The 18118-nt window shown below is 43.7% G+C and carries 20 protein-coding genes; 6 read left to right on the forward strand and 14 right to left on the reverse strand.

The features are described 5' to 3' along the window. The 5 genes from AC3WTJ_RS29150 to AC3WTJ_RS29170 all read right to left on the reverse strand — a co-directional run bounded on the left by AC3WTJ_RS29150 (position 1) and on the right by AC3WTJ_RS29170 (position 5262). Positions 1–933, reverse strand: coding sequence for an ABC transporter permease (locus tag AC3WTJ_RS29150; RefSeq protein ID WP_407867912.1), 933 nt, complete (start codon positions 931–933; stop codon positions 1–3). Positions 934–1038: 105 nt separating this feature from the next. Next, the gene (locus AC3WTJ_RS29155; protein WP_492524710.1) at positions 1039–2721 is read right to left on the reverse strand and encodes a peptide ABC transporter substrate-binding protein; all 1683 of its coding nucleotides are present in this window, start codon (positions 2719–2721) and stop codon (positions 1039–1041) included. Positions 2722–3122: 401 nt separating this feature from the next. Further along, positions 3123–3524, reverse strand: coding sequence for a DUF3397 domain-containing protein (locus AC3WTJ_RS29160; RefSeq protein WP_492524711.1), 402 nt, complete (start codon positions 3522–3524; stop codon positions 3123–3125). Between the two features lie 15 nt (positions 3525–3539). Then, positions 3540–4499 (reverse strand): ketopantoate reductase family protein, encoded by a 960-nt coding sequence (locus AC3WTJ_RS29165; RefSeq protein ID WP_492524712.1) that lies wholly within the window; start codon positions 4497–4499, stop codon positions 3540–3542. Between the two features lie 109 nt (positions 4500–4608). Further along, the gene (locus tag AC3WTJ_RS29170; protein WP_157321609.1) at positions 4609–5262 is read right to left on the reverse strand and encodes an RsfA family transcriptional regulator; all 654 of its coding nucleotides are present in this window, start codon (positions 5260–5262) and stop codon (positions 4609–4611) included. A 367-nt stretch (positions 5263–5629) separates the two neighbouring features. Between AC3WTJ_RS29170 and AC3WTJ_RS29175 the strand changes: the two genes are divergently transcribed. Then, positions 5630–5860 carry a DUF2626 domain-containing protein gene (locus AC3WTJ_RS29175; protein WP_028558057.1) on the forward strand — a complete coding sequence of 77 codons (231 nt, stop codon included), beginning with the start codon at positions 5630–5632 and terminating at the stop codon, positions 5858–5860. A 59-nt stretch (positions 5861–5919) separates the two neighbouring features. Here the strand turns inward: AC3WTJ_RS29175 and AC3WTJ_RS29180 are convergent, their stop codons facing one another. Further along, entirely contained in the window at positions 5920–7041 is a 1122-nt protein-coding gene (locus AC3WTJ_RS29180; RefSeq protein ID WP_492524713.1) for a class I SAM-dependent methyltransferase, read from the reverse strand. A gap of 90 nt (positions 7042–7131) precedes the next feature. Here AC3WTJ_RS29180 and AC3WTJ_RS29185 point away from each other — a divergent pair, with 90 nt between their 5' ends. The 3 genes from AC3WTJ_RS29185 (at position 7132) to AC3WTJ_RS29195 (ending at position 9821) form a co-directional block, all read left to right on the forward strand. Then, positions 7132–8097, forward strand: coding sequence for a hypothetical protein (locus tag AC3WTJ_RS29185; protein WP_492524714.1), 966 nt, complete (start codon positions 7132–7134; stop codon positions 8095–8097). A gap of 103 nt (positions 8098–8200) precedes the next feature. Next, positions 8201–9295, forward strand: coding sequence for a coiled-coil domain-containing protein (locus AC3WTJ_RS29190; RefSeq protein ID WP_492524715.1), 1095 nt, complete (start codon positions 8201–8203; stop codon positions 9293–9295). A gap of 37 nt (positions 9296–9332) precedes the next feature. Beyond that, a complete protein-coding gene (locus AC3WTJ_RS29195; protein WP_492524716.1) occupies positions 9333–9821 on the forward strand; it encodes a hypothetical protein in 489 nt (162 codons plus the stop codon). 54 nt (positions 9822–9875) lie between these two features. Here the strand turns inward: AC3WTJ_RS29195 and AC3WTJ_RS29200 are convergent, their stop codons facing one another. Next, complete coding sequence (locus tag AC3WTJ_RS29200; protein WP_127451916.1) at positions 9876–11207, reverse strand: PhoH family protein; 1332 nt, start codon at positions 11205–11207, stop codon at positions 9876–9878. A 110-nt stretch (positions 11208–11317) separates the two neighbouring features. Here AC3WTJ_RS29200 and AC3WTJ_RS29205 point away from each other — a divergent pair, with 110 nt between their 5' ends. After that, positions 11318–11863 carry a YhcN/YlaJ family sporulation lipoprotein gene (locus tag AC3WTJ_RS29205; protein ID WP_127451914.1) on the forward strand — a complete coding sequence of 182 codons (546 nt, stop codon included), beginning with the start codon at positions 11318–11320 and terminating at the stop codon, positions 11861–11863. Between the two features lie 42 nt (positions 11864–11905). On the opposite strand, the gene AC3WTJ_RS29210 is transcribed toward AC3WTJ_RS29205, so the two are convergent. From AC3WTJ_RS29210 to AC3WTJ_RS29235, 6 genes are all read right to left on the reverse strand, one after another. Beyond that, positions 11906–12049 carry a hypothetical protein gene (locus tag AC3WTJ_RS29210; RefSeq protein ID WP_157321620.1) on the reverse strand — a complete coding sequence of 48 codons (144 nt, stop codon included), beginning with the start codon at positions 12047–12049 and terminating at the stop codon, positions 11906–11908. Positions 12050–12228: 179 nt separating this feature from the next. After that, positions 12229–12510, reverse strand: coding sequence for a hypothetical protein (locus tag AC3WTJ_RS29215; protein WP_492524717.1), 282 nt, complete (start codon positions 12508–12510; stop codon positions 12229–12231). A gap of 1 nt (position 12511) precedes the next feature. Continuing rightward, complete coding sequence (locus tag AC3WTJ_RS29220) at positions 12512–12940, reverse strand: hypothetical protein (protein WP_492524718.1); 429 nt, start codon at positions 12938–12940, stop codon at positions 12512–12514. Continuing rightward, positions 12937–13215 (reverse strand): YlaH-like family protein, encoded by a 279-nt coding sequence (locus AC3WTJ_RS29225; RefSeq protein ID WP_157322294.1) that lies wholly within the window; start codon positions 13213–13215, stop codon positions 12937–12939. Before AC3WTJ_RS29225 ends, AC3WTJ_RS29220 begins: the two co-directional genes overlap by 4 nt. Before the next feature lie 135 nt (positions 13216–13350). Continuing rightward, entirely contained in the window at positions 13351–15192 is a 1842-nt protein-coding gene (typA, locus tag AC3WTJ_RS29230; protein ID WP_157321625.1) for a translational GTPase TypA, read from the reverse strand. A gap of 164 nt (positions 15193–15356) precedes the next feature. Then, positions 15357–15839, reverse strand: a complete 483-nt coding sequence (locus AC3WTJ_RS29235) for a LiaI-LiaF-like domain-containing protein (protein WP_492524719.1) — start codon at positions 15837–15839, stop codon at positions 15357–15359. A 217-nt stretch (positions 15840–16056) separates the two neighbouring features. Here AC3WTJ_RS29235 and AC3WTJ_RS29240 point away from each other — a divergent pair, with 217 nt between their 5' ends. After that, positions 16057–17265 (forward strand): MFS transporter, encoded by a 1209-nt coding sequence (locus tag AC3WTJ_RS29240; RefSeq protein ID WP_492524720.1) that lies wholly within the window; start codon positions 16057–16059, stop codon positions 17263–17265. 93 nt (positions 17266–17358) lie between these two features. Here AC3WTJ_RS29240 and AC3WTJ_RS29245 read toward each other — a convergent pair whose 3' ends face one another. Beyond that, on the reverse strand, positions 17359–18039 hold the full coding sequence (locus AC3WTJ_RS29245) for a TerC family protein (protein WP_492524721.1): 681 nt from the start codon (positions 18037–18039) through the stop codon (positions 17359–17361). Between the last annotated feature and the right edge of the window lie 79 nt (positions 18040–18118).

The raw sequence follows: 18118 nt of genomic DNA on the forward strand, positions 1-18118 counted from the left end.
TTATTTCCCGCCTTTCCCAAGACGAATTCTAGGGTCTACAAAACCATACACAATGTCTGTGATAAAGATAACCAAAATGAGAATGGCTGAATAGAAAATCGTCAATCCAGAAATCATGGTGTAATCGTTGGAGTAAACCGATGAAACGAAGTGTTTACCCAAACCTGGCACTGAGAAAATTTGTTCAACGACAAGGGTACCTGTAATAACGTTTACAAATATTGGGCCGATAATTGTGATAACGGGTAATATCGCATTTCGAATTGTATGCTTCACAACAACCGTCATATTGGATAAACCTTTGGATTTGGCCGTTTTAATGTAATCTTGGTTAAGAACATCTAGCATGGATGTACGCATCAAGCGGGCCAAAATGGCAATGGTTCCGAAAGAGAGCGCAATCGCCGGCAAAACACGATAGCTTGGTCCTTTCCACAAACCAGCCGGAAGAATTCCCCATTTAACACCAACATAATACGAAAGCAATGGACCTAATACAAATGATGGGATTGAAACACCCAAAATCGCGATAAACATAGCGGTGTAATCGCCTGCTTTGTTATGCTTAAGCGCCGCAATAATCCCTAAAGTTAGACCAGCAATAATCGCAATAGCGATTGAGATCAAACCAAGCTCCAATGAAGACGGGAACGCTTGTTTGATAATATCTGTAACTTTGTGTGCAGGGAATTGAAAGGAAGCTCCTAGATCGCCATGGATGATATTGTTCAAGAAAGTCAAATACTGTTCCCATAACGGCTTATCTAGTCCGTATTGCTTAAGCAGCATATCTCTTGTAGCTTTAGGAATCTTTTCGGCGCCTTCTCCTAGTGGATTCCCTGGTAAGTTTTTCATCAATACGAAAGTAAATGATGAGATCAGCCATAACGTGATAAGCGCATATAAGAGACGGCGAAGAATAAACTTGACCATATTGCTCCTCCTTTAATAATTTACAGCTCTAAGAAATTTAGAAGAGGCCGCTCCCACGAGGTGCGAACGGCCCCTTCCTTTGATTAAAACCTTATAGTTCAAAAATTACTTAACAGAAGCCCATTTCAATTCCCACTCTTGACCGAAGGAAGGAAGGATCAAACCATCGATATTTGGCTTTTTCAAGTAAGCACGAGTACGGAAGTAAATTGGAGCTACACCTTGATCATCCATCAGGATTTTCTCAGCATCAACCAAGTTTTTCGCGCGTTTGGATGGGTCAATTTCTGTTTGAGCTGCTTTAACTAGTTTGTCATACTCAGGGTTGCTGTAATCACCTTCGTCAAACTCTCCACCAGTTACCCACATATCCAAGAATGTCATTGGATCGTTGTAATCTGCGCCCCATAGGGAAAGAGCGATGTCGAAGTCATGTTTGGAAGACAATTCGATACGGAGTGCGTGTGGAACCGGGTTCGCTTCTGCTTCGTATCCAAGGTTTTGTTTCCATTGTGCAAGGATAAACTCAAGTGATTTTTTAGCAGTTTCAGTGTCATCTGCATTCACTTTCATTTTTGGAAGAGCTGTCAAGCCAGCTTCTTTCAAACCTTCAGCAAGCAATTCTTTAGCTTTAGCAGCATCGAATTTTGGTTGAGTATCGCCAGCAGATTTACGGAAATCGCCGCCTGCACCGTCGGAAGTACCACCAGGTACTAGCCCTGTGGAAGGAACGGAACCATTCGCAAGAACGGTATCAACAAAGGCTTGACGATCAATTGCCATGCCTAGTGCTTGACGAATTTTCTTGTTAGCCAAGGCTGGAACTTTTTTCGTTTGGTACATCAAGTATGTGTTAGTCAACTCTGGTTTAGGCAGGTTGTCCGGTTTGCCAGCGTAAAGTTTCAATTGATCGCGGTTGATTTCAGTCAAATCAGCAGCATCAGTTTCATACAGGTTAAGACCTGTATTCGGATCTTTCACAATGTTAACTGTTGCTTTAGTAATTTTTACGTTAGCAGCATCCCAATACTTCTCATTTTTAACAAGTTCAAGCGTTTGGCCGTGATCCCATTTGCTAAGGATGAACGGACCTGCACCGATAACTTTATCAGCTTCCGCGCCGTATTTATCGCCAGCTTTTGTTACGAAATCTTCACGTTGTGGCAAGAAAGTTCCGAACGCAAGCATTTGTGTAAAGAAAGTAACTGGTTTCTCAAGTGTGATTTCAAGTTGTTTGTCGCTGATCGCTTTTACACCAAGAGCATCTTGAGCTTTTTTAACTTCTTCAGGCGTTGTAGCTTTTGTAACAGCTTCTCCACCTTTAATCCAAGCTACTACGAAACTATATTGCCCTTTTGTAGCAGGATCTAATGTACGTTTGAAGGAATAAACGAAATCTTGTGCTTTAACCGGTTGTCCATCCGACCAGTTCGCATTGTCACGAATGTCGATTGTGTAAGTCAAACCGTCAGCAGAGATTTTCGGCATGTCTTTAGCAAGACCAGCAACGGCTTTACCGTCTTTGTCCGTACGATAAAGACCTTCGTTAAATGCGCTGATAAATGTAAAAGCGGCATTTGCTGTTGCTTTGGAGCTATCCATGATCGGAGGCTCTGCACTAAAGTTAATTTTAATTTCTTGCGGTTTGTTGGAAGCTGGTGCTGAAGTACCTTTCGTATCTCCAGATGGGGACGTAGAAGGAGTTTCCTCATTCTTCGCGCAACCAATCGCTACGCTACCCATAAGTGTTAATGCTACTGCTGTTGTAACCCACTTTGTCGCTTTCATAAAACGCCTCCTCTAAAATTATGTATGTCTAGAATATCTATGGTTAGGTGCATTTGATAGTTTAATTAACATCAACCTCACACCTCAGACCCGAAAATAAATGAAACCGCTTCAGACATGTCATAATATATCACGCAAACCTCTGGTAAAAAAATTTACTAGACTCTACGCAAGGAATTATAACATATAACCACGCTTTGTCCAGACTTAATTTACCTAAGTAAGAATAAATGTTAGAAACATTGGAATTTATAGTGTCTTCCGGATTCTAATTATACAACCATCGGTCAATAAAATCTACACGATTTTCATTGTTATTTTCTACAAATCTCAAATAAATATTACAAAGAACAGAAGAAAAGTCTCTTTTTTCGTGTAATTTCAACAAAAGAGACTTTCATTTATGTCGAAAAAATGTAATTTTTGCCAATATGGACGAAAAAAAGCAAAATGTAAAGCATCGAAAGCCCTAAAAAGCTAAGCCTCCAAACCACTCTGCTTACTTTAAGCAAATCTGTTTTCCCTTTTAAATGCGTTTGATAACCGCCAATAATGCCAAAAGCAATAAGCAGTACAAGCGCGATCATCCAGAACCCAAAATTTGTATCAAACAATCGATTCCACATTAACGAAACCGAACCCAGGAGAAAAAAGGTCGTAACATCCATGGTCAGTCTAGTCGTCATTTTCTTATCACGAAGGAAGTAAAACACTAGAAACCATAATAAAACAAAAGTAATAAACGGTGCAACAGCCAGGACTGCATAAAGTGTGGAAATCCAATTCATCAATACATCCATCATCTTCAACCACCTATTTTATTCTAGTGCTTTCACTAATCGGTACACCGTACGATGTGTAGGAAGCTCGAGGTTCAGTTCATCAGCCATCTGCAATAAACTTCCGTTTATTCGGTCTATTTCTGTGGGCCTGGACTGCTCGATGTCCTGTAGCATAGATGAATGGTTCCTACTTGTAGCCTCACAAACAGTTAAAATGGTTTGCCATAACGTATCAGGCAGCTTGATATTTTTGCCATCAGCCACGAAACAAGCCTCTCGGTAAAGGTCAAACATCAATTCCTTAGTATAAGTTGACTCCAATAACTCCCCATTTTTCACATGCAAAATAGCTGTAAGCGGATTAATCACAGCATTAATAATCAATTTACTCCAAATTCTTACTTCCATGTTCTTCGACATCTCTGCCCGAAATCCTGCCTCTTCCAGCAAGTTCACTAACAAAAAGTGCGTGGATTTTTTATGATCAGGATCCGTGCACCTAGACGCACCTATATAGGTTACGCCATGACCTGTGTGAGAGACTTCAGTTGGACTTTCGCGCCTAGCTCCCTCTGTTGTCACAGCAAGCAGCAGCTTATTTTCTCCGTCACTTTCACTCAGATCAGCCTCATGTCCGATTCCGTTCTGGAAACTAACTAGATACGTATTCTCTGAGCGCCGAGAATCTATATATCGCGCGAGTTTTTTCGTAATTGCGGGCTGCTTGACCATGAGAAATATATAATCATAAGGATGTACAGGACCAGTAGAACTAGCCAAAGACTCCTTGTCTTCTTGATAATGACTAAATTCTATGAAACCACCGCGAGTTGTCCTATGTCGCTCGGTCGTTCCGCCTAGCATTATGCCTTCTTGAGCAAGCTGATCAGTTTGTTCTTTCGTTCGTGCAATTACGGTCAAATGCTCACACAAAGCGGACAGCTTGGCAGCAAATAAAAGACCTAACGAGCCTGCTCCAATTATCATAATTCGCATTCTAGTTCCTCCACTCATAGCATTCGTCCTCATTATACAACAAAAAAGCCTCAGTCCAAGGATTCACCTTGATCTGAAGCTTTTCTCTCGACTGGAGCAGCAGGTTGGTTTACTCTACTCTCTCTAAATTGCCGTTGGCATCCATTTTGAAACGAGGCTTCTCTTCTTCCTCTTCTTCCACCAAGAAGGCCATCTTCCGCGCACGGTCCATGATTTGAATCAGCGCCTTGTAATCATCGTTGACAACCCGATAATCTGTTTCAACTTCGTTTACTTGTTTATTGAGCTTATTATTTTCTCTGCCCAGTCTATCTAGTTCGTCTTCTTTGTCCTGCAGTTCTTTTTCCAAGTTTTTAATATGGCGATTCATATCTTGATACGTATTTCTCCATTGTCTCAAGAACCTGATCACGGCATCAATAGATAACGTTTCTTCTGTAAAAGCTTCCGTTTTGCCCGTTGACAGTTCCGGAGCATCCAGTAATCCAATGGAAGATGATCCGGAAATGGATACAGCCGCATGCTTCTTGAGCTGCGTCCTTTTTTGGCGTTGAGCTTTCGCAATTTGGATGGCCGCCTCGTATTTTTTTCTTACAAAGCTATTCCATCGAAATCCGCATGCTGCCGCCGTACGTCCAATTCGCTCCCCAACTTCTTCAAACGCAGATAATTGCGTACTTCCCTCTCTAATGTGACGCAAAGTCACTTCCGCTAAGATCAAATCGTCTTCATCGCTCCAAGCATCTTGTCTTATAGCCGACATAAGGTTAAACCTCCTAACATAATGTACAGATGCAACGAACTGAAAGAGGTGAACCCATGATTCAGTGGGCCATCTTTCAGTATGAATAAAGAAGAATCAATTCGTGAGTACCCGTGTATAAATTGATTCGTGCCATTATTACTATTTCTATGCCCGTACTAGAGTTCATAGAATCTATTTGATACTAAATGGTATTGCCAAATTTTTTGACACTCATACATGGGATTCCGATAAAAAGACATACTACATCTATATGATGAAATGTTTGCAATTTCGTCACCGTTTGACGGTTTACACTCTTCAGTTCAAAAGGTATAATGTGTTGTAGTTAAAGTGCAACGTGGTACGAGAGGGGGATGTAACGAGAATGGATCGCATGTTTCGGGTTCTAGGTTTTTGGACACTTGTTATCGCACTGATGAGTTTAGCAGGCGATATGATACCTATGTCTCTGATTTTCTTTTTCCAAACAGCTGTATTCGTCATTCTAGGCTATATGCGCTTGTCAGAACGAACTTACATATTGTTGTTCTGGGGATATATGATTATTTCCTTCAGTGGGTTTACGTACTGGTCATTTTTCAAAATGTCCATCTAGTGCAAGGACAACAACAAACAAAAAGGTGAGCCGATGGTTGTCCATCGGTTCACCTTTTTTCATTTCGCGGCAATTAGCACCTTGAACAATTCGCTCATTTGATCACTAAGGAGCAATTGCCTTATAGCCCTGTTGCGCTTCGAAACTTCACTAAAGGGATTGGGATCGTAATGATTTTGCAATTTTTCCAAAATACCACGTTCCACCAGAAAATCTCTCTGCGTCAGAAGTCGGCAATTGGCAAAACCGTTCTGTCGGGCGGCCGCTTCCACTGCACTAAAGTTTACATGGGAAGTTAGATCCTGTTCGCCCTGATAGATCCACGCATTCTCATGCGCTTGATGCTTCCGGTAACACATCAATGTGCCCAAGTGCCTGTGAGCCGCGAACAACTCTTCTTCGGTGTCGCCATAGTCAATAATGAGACAACTGCCGCTAGTCATCCGTTTGGAAATTCGTGATATCCAAGCCTCGTTCTCAAGATTAAGCTCACCGATTTGGCCATCTAACCAATGAACCTTTAGGCGATCTATGGTGTCTAATAGAGGCTTGGACTTAATAGGCAGCCAAATTTCACTAAAAGTCCGATCTCGCTCCTGCCACGTGACATAAGATTCTTGAAAAGTCCCGTCTACATATCGGATTCGATGGACCGGAAAAGCATCCAACAGTTCATTTGCCAAAATAAACATATTCGCTTGAGGTTCCTCGTCCAACCATTCCTGCTCACTTGTAAACCGAAGATGCTGCTCGTGCTTATTCAGAGCACTGTGCTGAAGTCCACGGTGAAAAGCGCTAGTTTCAATGATTGTATAGGTCACGCGTTCGTAAACTGACGGCGCACTTCTTTCTAATTCATCCAAGAGATGCAGAGCCATGCGACCATTTCCCCCGCCCCACTCAACGAGATGCAGCGGTTCCAAACCGAGAAGTTCCATTCTTTGAAGCTCATCTCCAATAAAAGAGGCTATCATTTCCCCCATCACAGATCCGATGGAAGAACTGGTATAAAAATCGCCTTCTTTTCCGATTTTGAGGCTCTCATTTCGATAATACCCGTACGGTTCGCTATAGAGGCATAGCTCCATATAGTCCCGGAACGAAATCGCCTGTTTATCTGAGGAATGTATAGCGTGAATGATCGTTGAAACCAACTCAGGATGTCCGAGCTTATGATCCAATTGAAGCCACCTCCATTTCTTTACTTAAAGACAAAGCAGCAGGAAACCATTATAATGAATAAGGATCATGGAAGGAGAGACAAATCACGCATGACAAAGAAGTGGATAACCCTTACAGCGGTAACAGCCATCAGCTTGGTATCGTTGACAGCTTGTACAGACAACACAAAAGTAAAAGAAGCTTTGGAACAATCTCTCAATAAACAGAAGGAAATGAAGTCTTACACCTTTGAAGGAAGCACAACACTCGCCATCAGTGATGCTTTGTTGAAAACATCCAACCCTTTGACGAATAGCCTTTTATCTCTGGTCAAAGACAGCACGATAGATTGGAAAGGCATCAGCAATGTAGAACCGCTTCAATTCCAAACGGATTTGAAAATTACCCCTAAGGGCTCTACGTCACCTTTCGAGATACCAATTCTCATTAAAGATAGCAAAATGTATTTTAATATGCCAGCATTAAATAAGACGGCTGACGAGTATTATGCGATTGATTTACAGCAAATGAGTCAAACCAGCAAAAGCCCATTAACGTTGGATACGTTGAAAAATACTTCCCAGCTCTCCACTTCATTAGGCAATCTAGTATTTAGCGGCATTGATCCAAAATGGTACAAAGAAGCCAAGGAGCCTGTCAAGTTAAAGGACGGATCATCGGCCAAGTCCATCAGTGTTGAGCTCACAAGCAAAAATGAAAAAGACATTAATACCGTATTTCAAACTAAGCTGCCTGAGTTTATCGGGACACTTCAAAATAACGGCTTTATACCTGCCGACAAAGCGGAACAGCTAAAGATATCACAGTCGAGTGCCATCCAGCTGAAAGCTCCGAGCAAAATGGTTGTCGCGATTGACGACAGCGGTTTTATCCGGGACCAATCCATCGATGTTGTGTTTCAAATGACCGTGGATGGCAAGCCCCAGGAGAACCACATCGTCGTTCATCAAACGTATGACGCTATCAACCAAGCAACTGCTTTAACGAAGGAAATACCGAAGAATGTCAAAAGTTTTGATGAGATTCTGAAGCTAATAGCACCTGTCAAGAAATAAGAAACCTATAGGAAATACTTATTTCGTCCCCCGAGGTAAGTATTTTTTTGTGCTTCATTTAATAGAAATATGATAATCTGTTCATAGGGGGAGAATGCGTTCAATGAGATATAAATGCCTATCAATCATGATGTCCATCCTGCTGATGATGCAGCTTACGCTTCCGCTCCATCCTGCATTTGCTGAAGAGAATAAGCCAGCAGTCGACGATGCCAAGGAACTCGTCCAGAAAGGACTTACCATTTTTGAAATCGATAAAGAAGTAAGCCGGCTTAATGAACAAGACGCCAAAATCGTCCTGCAAATCAAGCAAAATGAACAAGATATCACGAAACAAAACAGTCATGTTGACAGCACACGCAAACACGCCGGCAATGTGATGAGGGCTTATTACACAGGGGATCGAGATTCGATTTGGATGCTGCTGTTTTCCGTCCATTCTTTCGCCGATGCCTTGCGGATGTTCGAGTATTTGCAAATGATCATATCCAATGATCACCGCGCGTTAGCTGCTTTTACAGATTCGTTCAATAAATTGAAAAGCTTACAAAAAGATCTGGAAACATCCCGTACCGACCTGCAAAAGACAAAAGATACCTATCTGGAACAGCGGGAAAGGCTCGTCAAACTCCAAGATGAATTGGACAAACAACTCGCTGTCAGCGCTCAAGCCGGTGTCATTCAAGAACAGATAAAGAGTTTAAACGATCAATGGAAATCAGAAGGCATCCCTTTGTTCCGCGAGTATTTGAAAAATCTGTCCGCTGCGTTTCGGGAGCTTCCGCAATATGTAACGAAAGAAAGCAAATTTATGGACTTATCTTCCATCAAAAATCCAGTCATTACGATCAGCGATACGGATTTCAACGCCTATCTGCACGGCAAAAATGAGTCGCTGCAAAATTTGAATTTTCAATTTACCGACGGTTCCATTATTGCCAAAGGCCAAAAAGATCAAATACAGATGACCATCGAAGGCCGATTCCTGTTGAAGGAAAATCCCGACATGAATGAAGTTCGGTTTGTCGCGGATAAGCTTGAATTCAACGGCTTTCAGCTGCCTGATACGACAATTGAAGATTTTTCGAAGGAATTCCAACTTGGCTTCATCCCGAAAAAAATCGTCAGTTACCTGGATGTCGTCAGTGTAGAAACGAAAAACGGCACCGCAGTTGTGAAACTTAAATTATCCCTGTAAACTAGCTATGGATAATTAAATAAAGTGAGGACCTAGCATGGAAGCAAAAATTGGACTTTTAATGGATGTACCTGATGGCAAGCTGGTCGATTTCTATACGCAAATTGAAAAAGCTCTGGCAGGCAAAGCAAATATCTTCGATCAAGACAACGAAATGATCATTGTCAGTTCGGAGGCAGAGAAATTCGCCGTTATCGAGGTGATGGCAGGACTGGGCGTGAATACGGATCAAATGAAATTGCTGATGCTGCCATCAGATGCTGAATTAACGGATCTTTTCAGCGATTATGGATTTACTAGCGAAGGTGAGAACAACTACTTGTACGAGAAGCTGGTCGTCTCCTTCCGTTTCACAGAAGACAGTAAGGAAGCGGATGTCGATCAAGCCTCGCTGCAAATCGAAGAACATCTCCTCGCCCTTTATAAGGATCATGGGCGTGATATTTACGTTGTCGATCGTCAGCTCGAAGAGCTGATGCAAGGTATCGCCAAAGCTTATCGATGCCGCATCGACATGCTCGCTTAACACACAAATAAACCCCTCTTTCCCAGATTACCTGGGAGGAGGGGTTTATTTGTGTTAGAGTAAATCAGCCGCTAACTGCGCTAGATGCGAACGTTCGCCTCGCTCCAGCGTAATATGACCGCTGATGCCTTCTTGCTTGAATCGTTCGACCACATAGGTTAATCCGTTGCTCGAAGCATCTAAATAAGGATGATCAATTTGATCCGGATCGCCTAACAGAACAATTTTACTGCCCTCACCCACACGAGATACGATCGTTTTGATCTCATGCTTCGATAAGTTTTGAGCCTCATCGATAATGATGAACTGTCCCGGGATGGAACGCCCACGAATGTAAGTGAGCGCCTCGACTTGAATGCTGCCAAGACCAGCCAGTACCTTCTCAATATCTCCGGGTTTCTTCGTATCAAACAAATACTCCAGATTATCATAGATCGGCTGCATCCATGGGCGCAGCTTCTCTTCTTTTTCACCAGGCAGATAACCAATATCCTTGCCCATAGGAACAACTGGTCGAGCAATAAGCAGCTTTTTGTATTTGCGGTCATCTTCAATTTTCATGAGACCCGCAGCAAGCGTTAATAGCGTCTTACCAGTTCCCGCTTTCCCAGTCAGGGTGACGAGCGGGATATCGTCATTGAGCAAAAGCTCAAGAGCCATGCGCTGCTGCGCATTTCGCGCGGCAATTCCCCAGATGGGATCGTTACTCATAAAGAGCGGCTCAAGTTTTTTGGCATCTGTCGTTACTTTCAGCAGAGCGGATTTCGAAGAACCCAGCTCATCCCGTAAGATAACAAATTCATGCGGGTGAAGCATATAACCCAAATTCAATGATGTCACGGTTAAGAAGCGATATGAGTAAAATTCGTCAATCACAGACGGATGAACATATAAGGTGATGCAGCCAGTGTACATATCTGTTTGAGCTACGATGCGATCGGTTAAATAGTCTTGTGCAGGAATGCCCAGCACATCAGCTTTGATCCGCACCAACGTATCTTTACTAACGATGATAACGGGTCTCGGAATATCATTCGCCTGCTCTTCCAGATGATAGTTGAGCGCCACGGCAAGTATGCGGTTATCATTCGTTAATTCGGAGAAAGTATCCTGCAATTTCGCAAAACTTCGATGGTTAAGCTCCACTTTAATGCTTCCGCCTCGTTCAAGGCTAATGCCGTCAGATAAGGTACCTTTGGTCCTTAACCCATCGAGTAATCGGGAGACATGTCTCGCATTTCGGCCTATTTCATCCGCATTTCGTTTCTTAGAATCGATTTCCTCCAACACCACGGCGGGTATGACTACTTCATTATCTTCGAACGCGAATAATGCATTAGGGTCCTGAAGCAGTACATTGGTATCTAACACGTAAATTTTTTTCATTGGTGTGTCCCCTCCCAGATTTGGCGTCAGATCATTGGTTATATTTCATACATACAACCTAGCTGTGCAGGACAAACTAAACGCGAGATTCAAGGAAAGGATCGATTCAAGTGAGACTATTGTGCGTATTATCGTTGGTACTGACCCTCGCGGTTGGCTGTAGTCAAGCGCCGAAAAGCGGTGCCCCCTCTCAAGATACAAATCAAAGACAGGTAAAGGTACAACAAATTGCTCCACAAAAGCTGGAGATCAAAGATTCTAAAGCTGTTGCGGAACGATTGGAAAGCCTAGCCACCAGTATCCCGCAGGTTGAAAGTGCGCATTGTGTTGTATTCGGCAATACCGCTGTCGTTGGCATCAACCTCAGAAAAGATATGGATCGTTCGAGAGTAGGCACCGTCAAATATTCGGTAGCAGAAGCTCTCAAAAAAGATCCCTATGGTGTGAATGCCATCGTAACAGCAGATCTTGATCTAGATCAACGGCTGCGCAACATTCGGGATAACGTAAGAGCAGGAAGGCCGATTACCGGGTTCGCTGAGCAAATGGCGGATATCATGGGCCGGGCTATGCCGCAACTGCCGCGTGATATACGCAATCCCCAAGACAATACAGGACCTAATGACGCGAACCAGGCCGGGAATCCAAATCCATAATTCGCGGAAAGATAACAAAAAGCCTGACTGCACACAGCAGATCTAGGCTTTTTTTATCGCATCAAAAACTTGGCCGGGTGGCTTGACAGATACTCGGCACGCAAAAGTTTTCTCATATTCAACTGTTGTCATCATTGGGGCGCGATCAATTAATTGCTCCGGTAAAGCTGTGATGTGTTCAGCCATATCGCTTGCGCCTCCTACTAGGTGGTTGAAAACGCTACTTACACTAACAGTATAGCATAGCTGGTGGCAAGCGTTCCACCATTATGTATCTATTTTCAGGTCATGCGAACACTCCTTTTTAACCCAGATATACCTTATTGTACGTTGGATTAAAAAAGTTATGTCGCCAAAATTCCTATCTATTGATTATTGTAAATAGGATTGGCATTAATATCATCCAATAGCTTCTCAGCGGATTCGCGATCAAAGCTCTGTCTACTCTTGATTCCTTCGCGTTCATAGGAAATGTGAATTTTCATTGGATCCGTTACATCAACGAGTTCAATATGGCTGACTCCATGATCCTCATGAAGTATCATTGCGAAAAAATCCAGAGTTTCTTTGGCAGCCTCGTCGTTTTGTCTGGCTTCACTAACGATCTGCATCTGCAGCCAATTGAAAAAAGTATCTTGGAGATTCATCTTAATGCCCATCCTCTCTGAGTAAAATGACATCATAACCCGACTCCAACCAGCGAAGCCATTGATTGATCCAATTGCCATGTTCAGAATCCACATCACACTTCAAGGAAGAGACAAGCTCCAGAGCCTCTTTACGCGTAAGTAAACGGTCAAGAAAGGCTTCAGCACAATGCGAGAGATGAAAGGGCTTACCATCAAAGCTGATCGCCTCAAACTGCTCGAGATCCAGCTCTACAAGTTCTGAACCGCATAGCTCCTCGTCGTCGCTTAAGAGCAGGCTGGATTTAAACATCGCAAGCAATCTGGGATGCTTCCCATTTGCCAATTCTCGGAACGACTCCAACGCTTGCAGCGGCGTACAATGGATACGGTCTGCCCCAAGAACTAAGGGCGAATCATTCACAATGGGAGTTAACCAGTATCTCGTCATTCCGGGCTGCTGCTCCCGCTTCTTTTTTCGATAAAATAACGTACCCGAACTAGAAACATGAGAGAAATCGCCACGGTCAAGCAAAGTACAATTGGCAGCCCTACCAGCTGAAAACCGAGCAGCATGATGGACCCGATCGCCATAAGCAAGTAAACAACGGCTGTCTTAAGAACCGGTAATTTGCGAGTTCGAAAAACTTTGTTATACACATAAGACATAAATATGAAGATTAACAAATAAGTGATGTAAATGTGATTTCCAAACCATTCATTCAACGCTGTCAATACCATACACTCCATTTCGCTTAAAAAGTAAAGTCAACTTATTGTATTATCGCTCAATTGCGCAAATAAATAAAGGGAAATGCCGCCGGAAGGCTGACATTTCCCCTATTAAGAACACTTTGTGAACTAGACGTTCGCTTCAGCCACTTTACGTTGTTTCTCAGCACGTTCACGTTCGCTTTTGTTCAAGATCTTTTTACGGATACGAACGGATTTTGGCGTGATTTCGCAGTACTCATCATCGTTCAAATACTCAAGAGCTTGCTCCAAAGAGTATACGCGAGGAGTTTTCATTTTCACGGTTTCTTCTTTGTTCGCGGAACGGATGTTGTTTACCGCTTTTTCTTTACAAATGTTCACGATGATGTCATTGTCGCGTGTGTGCTCACCAACGATCATGCCTTCGTAAACTTCCGTTTGCGGATGAACGAACAGGATACCGCGATCTTCGACGGAAAGAATACCGTACAACGTGGAAACGCCCGTTTCACTGGATACAAGTACGCCTTCATGACGTCCGCCAACGTTAGCTCCTTGGTATGGACCATAACTGTCGAAAGCGTGGTTCATAATTCCATAACCACGAGTCAATGTTAGGAAGTTCGTTCTGTAACCGATCAAACCACGCGCTGGAATCAGGAACTCAAGGCGAACGTTGCCGCTGCCGTTGTTGATCATGTTAACCATTTCCGCTTTACGTGAACCTAAGCTCTCCATAACGGAACCCATGCTATCTTCTGGAACGTCGATGATCAAACGTTCGATTGGCTCCATTTTTTGACCTTCAACTTGACGAATGATAACTTCCGGTTTGGAAACTTGCAATTCAAAACCTTCACGACGCATGTTTTCGATCAAAATACCCAAGTGAAGCTCACCGCGGCCAGATACGATGAAAGCATCTGGGCTGTCTGTATCTTCAACGCGCAAACTTACATCTGTTTCAAGCTCTTTGTACAGACGCTCACGGATTTTACGGGAAGTAACCCATTTACCTTCACGACCTGCGAAAGGTGAGTTATTCACGACAAATGTCATTTGTAGTGTAGGCTCATCGATTTTCAATACCGGCAAAGCTTCAGGGTTCGCTGGATCTGCTACTGTTTCACCAATGTTGATATCTTTGATACCGGCAATGGCAATAATGTCCCCTGCAGCTGCTTCTTCAATCTCAATACGTTTCAAACCATTGAAGCCGAATAGCTTCTCGATTCTTGCTTGTTTTTGTCCGCCTTCACGAGTCATTACCGCAACGGTTTGGCCTTGACGGATTTTACCGCGGTTCACACGGCCCACGCCGATACGACCTAGGTATTCGTTGTAATCCATCAATGTAACGAGGAATTGCAGCGGTTGATCCACATCTTCAGTTGGAGAAGGAATGTGTGTAACGATCGTTTCATAGATAGCTTCCATGTTCTGATCTTGTTTATCAGGGTCAAGACTGGAAGTACCTTGCAATGCGGAAGCATAAACCACGTGGAAATCAAGCTGCTCATCTGTCGCACCAAGCTCGATGAACAAGTCAAGAACTTCGTCTACAACTTCAGCTGGACGAGCGTTCGGACGGTCAATCTTGTTCACGACAACAACTGGCTTCAGATTGCTTTCAAGGGCTTTACGAAGAACGAACTTTGTTTGCGGCATTGTGCCTTCGAAGGCATCAACAACGAGCAAAACGCCGTCAACCATCTTCATGATACGCTCTACTTCACCGCCAAAGTCGGCGTGTCCAGGTGTATCTACGATATTAATAAGGAAATCTTTATAATTAATCGCTGTATTTTTTGCAAGAATGGTAATACCGCGTTCTCTTTCGAGATCGTTTGAGTCCATCGCTCTTTCTTGGACAGCTTCATTGTCACGGAATGTACCGGATTGTTGAAGTAATTTATCAACGAGTGTTGTTTTGCCGTGGTCAACGTGAGCGATAATTGCAATATTGCGGATCTTTTCTCTTGCTTGCATGAATGTCAAACCCTCTCTACCCTATAATTTTCGTCTCTGTTCATAAAACAAGCGTCGGACAAAAGCGCCGACGCTTGACATTTATGTTTATTATACGCAGTTTCTCGACATTATGCAAGATAATTGACGAGCAACATAAAACTTTTACATAAAACACATACGGTTTACCACACATTTTTCCTGCGGAAAATCATAAGAAGCCCAGCTGCAACAAGGATCAAAGCGATTACATATATCCCTAATTTGACAAGCAGCGTAATTCCGAAAAGCACTGCTGCAAGGATACCAAGCACTAATGCGCCGATCCACACTCCACGGTCACTTCCACGATCAAACAGATGCAACTCATATAATCCGATGGCTACGCCGAGTATAAATCCTGGCCAGAGATAGCTCATTGAACCCCAACCAAATATATTGCAGAAAAAGAACATCAAGCCATATGTCGTCAGAATACCTCCAGGGACGAGCACGCCTGCCGGCCAAGTGCGATTAAAGAACAAAATGTGAAAAAGCAGTCCGGGTGCAAGCAAAACAAGAGGCCAGAAGAAGGAAAAAATAAAGTGAATAACGCCTAATTTTCCAAGAAGCAATAATACGGCCAGGCCAATTAACAGGATACCGATGGAGTAGCTATTTCTAGCCATTACAATTCCCTCCTATTTCACTTGTCAATTCGATGTCACTTTCGACACCATTCAACAAGTAGTTTATCGTACCTTGCTCAAAATTGCTAGCCTGCAACCTATTTGCGGGCACGCCGTTTTTTTGCGTTCATTTACCTTCCTTGGGGCATACTGAAAGGCGTGCTGCCTGATTTCCCTCGATCTAGCAGGTTGGCATACGTTCAACACGGGAGGCCACATGAAATCTTTATCTGAAAATGAACAGAAAAAACGAAAACCGCTCTGGACCAAAGCTTTTCTCGTCACCTCATTGTCCAATTTACTGCTTTTTTTCAGTTTTCAAATGCTGATCCCAACCATCCCTACACATATATCACAGTTAGGGGGGGATGACTTTCAAGTCGGACTCGTAATCGGAATTTTTACAATTTCATCGCTGCTAACTCGTCCATTTGCCGGCAGGGCGCTCGACCTGCTAGGTAGAAAGCACGTGCTGCTTGTTGGATTAACGATCTGTGCGCTTACGATAGCCGGTTATTCCTATATGGCTGTCATTACACTCATCCTTGCCGCGCGGTTCGTTCACGGGATTGGTTGGGGCATCTCTACGACGTCCTTAGGAACGGTCATCGCTGATATCATTCCGCCAGAACGTCGCGGGGAAGGTATGGGATATTACGGATTATCCAATACCTTTGCCATGGCGCTTGCTCCGCTTACCGGATTATGGATCATGCAAACGTACAGTTTCCATCGCGTTCTTTTGATTTCTACCCTGCTGGCCGTGCTCTCCTTATTTAGTTCACTTTTTATTTCCTACGCCAAACCTGTGCCTATCGAAAAGTCGATTCAAAAGCCTAAGCTTATTGATCGCTTATGGGAACGTACGGCTTTACTCCCCTCGGTTTTACTGCTGTGTACAGCCATTTGTTATGGAGGGATCGTGACTTTCATTACTTTGTTCGGCCTTGAAGCCGGCATTTCAAATGTAGGCTGGTTTTTTCTGTGCAATGCTTCTATGGTGCTTATTGTACGGCCTATAACAGGCGTGCTCTTTGATCGAAAAGGTCCTGAATGGGTGCTGCTGCCTGGAGCACTTTTCACGATAACCGGACTCCTTCTGCTTTCATACGCTCACACAGAACTCAGCTTGGCAATTGCGGCACTTTGCTATGGGATCGGCTTTGGTTCCATCCAGCCTGCCTTGCAGGCGTGGACGATTGCTCGTGCAGCCCCTGATCGCCGCGGCGCAGCCAACGGAACCTTCTTCTCCGCCAACGACTTAGGCATCGGACTTGGTGCCATGGTGCTTGGCGCCTTAGCGAACTTAAGCGGCAGCTATGCGCTCATGTACCGCTTCTCAAGCGTACTAATCATTGTTTTTCTGCTTATATACGGATGGAGCTTTTGGCACGTTTGGCGCAGCGTACAGCTTCCACAGCGATAAGGAATGTAGCCTACTGAGACTCTGTGCCGAGGTTCTCCTACAACAATAAAACCGCTTCGCTGGATAAGACCAGCTTGGCGGTTTTCCTTTTCTCTATTCGTTTCTTGTTTTTAATTGCAGCAATCTCAACCATTTCGCGGAAACCCCAATCACGATAACAAGCGCGGATGCTACAATCGGAATCCAGACATGTAGAAATTCGTAATCATGAAGGAACCAATCGATCATTTTCTCGTCTTTTACGAACATTTCACCAGCTGTATACCCAAGAATGCCTGCGCCCAAAAGAACAAGAACCGGATATTTATGCAGCAAATTCATAACAAGTGTGCTTCCCCAAATAATGATCGGAATACTAAGTCCAATCCCCAGTATGATGACCGTATTATTGCCGTTGCCTTTGGCTGCTATCGCCAGCACGTTGTCCAGACTCATCACGAAATCCGCGACGATAATGGTCCAGATCGCTTTGCCCAACGTTGAAGCCTCTTTCACATTCGCATGGCCGTCATCATCGGTCAGTAGTTTAATGGCAATCCAGAACAATAAGATCGAACCACCCGCTTGAATATACGGAATATCGAGCAGGCTTACAGCGACTAACGTCAGCACAAGCCGTAACGCTATGGCTCCGAAAGCCCCCCACCACACGGCCAGCTTACGCTGTTCGACGGGAAGATTTTTGCTCGCCAGCGCAATAACAACCGCATTATCGCCGCTGAGCACAATATTGATCAACATAATTTGTAAAAACAAAATGAGCGCATCAATCATGCTTTATCTTCCTCCCGGGATGCATGGCGAGCTGGTGAAGAGTGGTGATGAAGTCACCTACCGTTCGGCGCCGTAGAAG

The organism is Paenibacillus sp. FW101-FHT12H11 (assembly GCF_058790355.1).